Raw genomic sequence first — 4,799 nt, 5'->3', positions numbered from 1 at the left:
GTACAGATGGTGGCGAACTTCGCCGGCGGTGGTGCGGCCATCAACCAGCTGGCCCGCATCGCCGGCGCCAAGCTGGACGTCATCCCGCTCGATCTCGACCATTCGACCGGCGATTTCACGCAGGTCCCTGCGATGGACGAGCAGGCCTTCCTCGCCGCCGTCTCCGCCGGCTACGACGCAGTAACGAGTGACCTCGATCTCGTCTGCTTCGGCGAGATGGGCATCGGCAATACCACCCCGGCGGCCGCGATCTCGACCGCCCTTTTCGGCGGCAGCGCGGAGAAATGGACCGGGCGCGGCACCGGCGTCGACGATGCCGGCATGAAGCGCAAAGTGGTGGCGATCGAAGCGGGCCTGAAGCGTCACGCCGATTCGCTCTCCGACCCTTTGAAGATCGCTGCCGCCCTTGGCGGGCGCGAGCTGGCGGCCATCTTCGGCGCCACGCTCGCCGCGCGCAAGAACAACGTGCCGGTGCTGCTCGACGGTTTTGTGTGCACCGCCGCCGCCGCTCCGCTCGCAAGGCTGCATCCAACTGGCCTCGCCCATACCATCGCCGCCCATGTCTCGGCGGAAGCCGGCCACCGCCGCCTGCTCGAAGCGCTCGGCCTGCCGCCGCTGCTCGATCTCGGCATGCGGCTCGGCGAAGGCTCAGGCGCCTGCCTCGCCGTCAACATCGTGCGCTCGGCGCTGGAATGCCATGCCAGGATGGCGAGTTTTGCCGAGGCGGGTGTTTCGGAGAAGTAGGTTGCAATCAAATGGCGGGGTGCCCTTCCGGGGGAGCCCGTCAGCGAGGCAAAAAAGCAGTCGCCAACAGCCCCGAACAGCCGATCGACTTGGCCAGCGGGACTTCCATCTCATCAAAGGGAATTTTGGTGGGTGTGCACAGGATCGAACTGTGGACCCGCTGATTAAGAGTCAGCTGCTCTACCAACTGAGCTACACACCCACACCGCCGGGAAAACCAGCGTCGGCGGCGCATATAGCCGCCGCTTTCGGGGATGTCTAGCCCTGCCGGATCATTTCCCGACAAATCGCCGAATTGCCGCACCCGTCACACAAAAAGCTTGCCTTCCGCGACCTTGACGGCATGGCCGCCGATGCGCGCGGAGGCCAGTTTTCCGCCATCGACATTGAGTTCCAGCCGGATGCGCGAGGGCCGGCCCATCTCCAGTCCCTGCTCGATCCAGAGCTGCGAGATGCCGTCGGTCGGGGTGTCGAAATGCATGATGGCGCCGGCAAAGGCCGCGGCCGCCGAACCGGTCGCCGGATCTTCGTAGGACGGGGTGCCCGGAACGATCATGCGGACGTGGAAGGCGCTGTCATGATGCACTGTCTCTCGGCAATAGACGTATGGACTGGCGAAAGCCCATTCGCTCTTGCGGGGCGCCAATTCCGACCACGCCTGGTTGTCGAGCCTGATCTTGGCCGCCTCCTCCAATCCGGCAACGGGAACGGTCACGTAAGGCACGCCGGCCGACCAGAAGGCGACGCGGTGATTCTCGAAGCCGATCTCGTGCGGGGCAAGGCCGAGCGCGGCGCCGATCGCTTCCGGATCGGCCTTGAGCGCCAAGGCTTCCGGCAGTTTCGCCAGGTCGAACTCGGCGAAAGTCGAGCCGTCATGCTTGCTCACCGCGCAACGCACCGGCCCGATATTCTCCTCCAAGACGAATATCCCGGCCTCCTCCTCGGCGAGTTCGGCCAGCGCGATCGCCGATCCGACCGTCGGATGGCCCGCGAAAGGCATCTCATAGTCGGGCGTGAAGATGCGGATGCGCTTGCGATGCTTTGGATTGTCTGGCGGCAGCACAAACACCGTCTCGGAAAGATTGAACTCGCGCGCGATCGCCTGCATGCCGGCAGTGTCGAACCCATCGCTGTCGAGCACCACCGCAAGCGGATTTCCGGCCAGCCTTTCGGTGGTAAACACATCGTAAAGCAAGTAATTGCGCGCCATGGAGAAAACCTTTCGCCTCGCCCCGAATTTCTGCCCCAATCCCAACATGAGGGAAATTTAACTTGAAATTCGAACCTCAAAGCCTGATCTGTGCACGGACAGTGACATCGATTTCCAGCATAGGGGTCCGGGGTGGACCAGGTTGTCAATCCGCCAAAGGCGGAATCCGGTACTTCCATAGAGGCCGCGCTCGGCCTCGACCGCAAGGGCGCAAGCCGCAAGCGTCGCCGTCCCTGGCTTTACGCCCTGCTGGCGATAGCGGTCGCTGCGGTCGGCATTGCCCTTTATCAATGGTACGCCGCGGCGCCCCCCAGGATTGAATACACCACCGTGCCGGCGGCGACCGCGGACCTCACCGTCGAAGTATCCGCCACCGGCACGCTGCAGCCGCTCACCCAAGTCGACATCTCCAGCGAGCTTTCCGGCATCGTTCGCTCGGTCTCCGCGGTTGAAAACCAGCAGGTCAAGAAGGGCGGCGTGCTGGCGACACTCGATACCGCCAAGCTGGAGGTCCAGATCGAGCGCGCCACCGCCTCCGCCAAGGCGGCAGCAGCAAGCGTCGAGGACGCCAAGGTGACCCTGCAGGAAAACGAGAACGCGGTGGTCCGCGCGAGCGCGCTCACCAAGCGCGGCATGGCGACGGACCAGTCGCTCGAAGCGGCAACCGCGACGCGCGACCGGTCGAAGGCGGCGCTCGACAGCGCCGAAGCCAATCTCGCCATCGCCCAGGCCGACCTCAAGGCGCAGCAGACAGACCTGGCGAAAAGCACCATCTATGCGCCGATCGACGGCATCGTGCTCACGCGCTCGGTCGATCCCGGCCAAACGGTCGCGTCCTCGCTGCAGGCGCCGGTGCTGTTCGTCATCGCCGCCGACCTGAGGAACATGGAATTGCGGGCGGCGGTCGACGAGGCCGACATCGGCCAGGTCAAACCCGGCCAGCATGCCCGCTTCACTGTCGACGCTTTCCCGGACCGCCCGTTCGACGCCGAGATCCGCGACATCTCCTACGCCTCGGTCACCACTGATGGCGTCGTCACCTACAACGCGCGGCTCGAGGTCAATAATGGCGAGCTTCTGCTCAGGCCCGGCATGACGGCGACGGTTTCGGTCGTCACAAGGCGGGCCAAGGGCGTGCTTACCGTTCCCTCGACGGCCTTCCGCTATCGCCCGATGCAGCAGCAGGCGCGCAGCTGGAGCCTGAGCGATCTCTTCACCGGCCGCATGGGCCGTCCCAATCGGCAGCGCGAGCCGACCAAGGCGCCGACCGACGGCTCGCGTACGCTCTATGTGCTGGAGAACGGCCGGCCGCATCCGGTCAACGTCAGGATCGGCTCGACCGATGGTGAGCTGACCGAGATCACCTCCGGCCTCGATGAGGGCGCGCAAGTCATCACCGGCGCGCAGCAGCGGAGCTGACGACATGTCGGCTCCCCTGCTCATCACCTTCGACAAGGTCTGGAAGAGCTATGGCGAAGGCGAGGCCCGCGTGCATGCGCTGGCCGGCGTCGATCTCGCCATCCGGCGCGGCGAATTCGTCGCCATCATGGGACCCTCCGGCTCGGGCAAGTCGACGGCGATGAACATCATCGGCTGCCTCGACACGCCGACGGCTGGAACCTACTCCTTCATGGGCATCGACGCAGGCCGGCTCGACCGCAACCGCCGCGCGCTTTTGCGCAACCTTTATGTCGGCTTCGTCTTCCAGGGCTACAATCTGTTGCCGCGCACCACCGCGGCGGAAAATGTCGAGCTGCCGCTGATCTATCGCGGCGTTGGAGCGCGCGAGCGCCGGGACCTCGCCATGCAGGCGCTGGCCGAGGTCGGGCTTGTCGGGCGCGAGCACCACACCCCGGCCGAGCTTTCGGGCGGCCAGCAGCAGCGCGTGGCGATCGCCCGCGCCATCGTCACCAGGCCGACGCTGTTGGTTGCCGACGAACCGACCGGCAATCTCGATACCGCGCGCACGCATGAGATCATGGAGCTGCTGACAAGGCTCAATGCCGAGCTCGGGCTCTCCATCGTCATGGTCACGCACGAGGCCGACGTCGCGGATTATGCCGGCCGCACCATTCGTTTCCTCGACGGCCATGTCGCCTCCGACACGTTGAAAGCGGAGGCAGCGGCATGATCTGGGAGACCGTCCGCCTTTCGCTGCGCTCGATCCGCCGCAACGTGCTGCGCTCTTTCCTGACGCTGCTTGGCATCGTCATCGGCGTCGCCGCCGTCATCGCCATGCTCACCATCGGCTCCGGCACCACGGAGAAGGTCAAGGCCGATATCTCCAAGCTCGGCAGCAATCTTCTCGTCGTCCGTGCCGGCCGGCCGGCGGGGCCAGGCGGACCCGGCGGCCTCGATCAGGCCGTGCGGCCGCTCGCCGAAAAGGACGTCGCCGCGCTCGTCGCGCATCTGAGCGGCGCGCGCGCCATCTCGCCCGCCTCGCAAAAACAGGTCCGCGTCATCTTCGGCACTGAAAGCCTGACCTCGGGAGTCACCGGCACGGACAGCGCCTATCTCGACGCCCGCGACTGGAAGCTGGTGTCGGGACGGCCGTTCAGCGATTCCGAAACGCGCGCCGGCACCGGTGTGTGCCTGATCGGCGAGACGGTGCGCCAGCAATTCTTCGGCGCCGGCGATCCGGAGGGCGAGATCATCCGCGTCAACCGCACCTCCTGCAAGATCATCGGCCTACTCGAGCCCAAGGGCTATACCGGCTTCGGCCAGGACCAGGACAATGTCGTGCTGATGCCGCTGCACGCCTATCAGCGGCGCATCGCCGGCAACCGCGACGTCGACAACATCTACATCGCTGCCGACGACCGCACGCCGACCAGCGAGTTGCAGC

At 65.6% G+C, this 4,799-nt stretch carries 5 protein-coding genes and 1 tRNA gene; 4 read left to right on the top strand and 2 right to left on the bottom strand.

Features of this window, described 5'->3' with window-relative positions; genetic code table 11:
* Positions 1 to 744, top strand: a 744-nt coding sequence (locus tag EOA28_RS25305; protein WP_128315406.1) for a nicotinate-nucleotide--dimethylbenzimidazole phosphoribosyltransferase, incomplete at its 5' end; no start/stop codon positions are given.
* Positions 745 to 870: 126 nt separating this feature from the next.
* Here EOA28_RS25305 and EOA28_RS25300 read toward each other — a convergent pair.
* Both EOA28_RS25300 and EOA28_RS25295 read right to left on the bottom strand, forming a co-directional pair.
* Positions 871 to 946: transfer RNA gene (locus EOA28_RS25300), tRNA-Lys, on the bottom strand.
* A 105-nt stretch (positions 947 to 1,051) separates the two neighbouring features.
* Positions 1,052 to 1,954 carry a PhzF family phenazine biosynthesis protein gene (locus EOA28_RS25295; protein WP_128315405.1) on the bottom strand — a complete coding sequence of 301 codons (903 nt, stop codon included), beginning with the start codon at positions 1,952 to 1,954 and terminating at the stop codon, positions 1,052 to 1,054.
* Between the two features lie 132 nt (positions 1,955 to 2,086).
* On the opposite strand from EOA28_RS25295, the gene EOA28_RS25290 reads away from it, so the two are divergent.
* From EOA28_RS25290 to EOA28_RS25280, 3 genes are all read left to right on the top strand, one after another.
* Positions 2,087 to 3,373 carry an efflux RND transporter periplasmic adaptor subunit gene (locus EOA28_RS25290; RefSeq protein WP_127253805.1) on the top strand — a complete coding sequence of 429 codons (1,287 nt, stop codon included), beginning with the start codon at positions 2,087 to 2,089 and terminating at the stop codon, positions 3,371 to 3,373.
* Between the two features lie 4 nt (positions 3,374 to 3,377).
* Complete coding sequence (locus tag EOA28_RS25285; protein ID WP_127253804.1) at positions 3,378 to 4,085, top strand: ABC transporter ATP-binding protein; 708 nt, start codon at positions 3,378 to 3,380, stop codon at positions 4,083 to 4,085.
* Positions 4,082 to 4,799 (top strand): ABC transporter permease (locus EOA28_RS25280; RefSeq protein WP_148670844.1); only part of this gene is annotated, 718 nt, incomplete at its 3' end. The genes EOA28_RS25285 and EOA28_RS25280, both read left to right, overlap by 4 nt.

The organism is Mesorhizobium sp. M2A.F.Ca.ET.067.02.1.1 (assembly GCF_004023285.1).
In the GTDB taxonomy this organism is placed as follows: domain Bacteria; phylum Pseudomonadota; class Alphaproteobacteria; order Rhizobiales; family Rhizobiaceae; genus Mesorhizobium.
The sequence above is the reverse complement of the archived record's forward strand: the minus strand, read 5'-3'. Positions and strand labels throughout refer to the sequence as shown.

What these genes read in the sequence shown, in the direction of transcription:
- EOA28_RS25295 (WP_128315405.1), bottom strand. Translation starts at nt 1,954, where the DNA reads ATGGCGCGCAATTACTTGCTTTACGATGTGTTTACCACCGAAAGGCTG.
- EOA28_RS25285 (WP_127253804.1), top strand. Translation starts at nt 3,378, where the DNA reads ATGTCGGCTCCCCTGCTCATCACCTTCGACAAGGTCTGGAAGAGCTAT.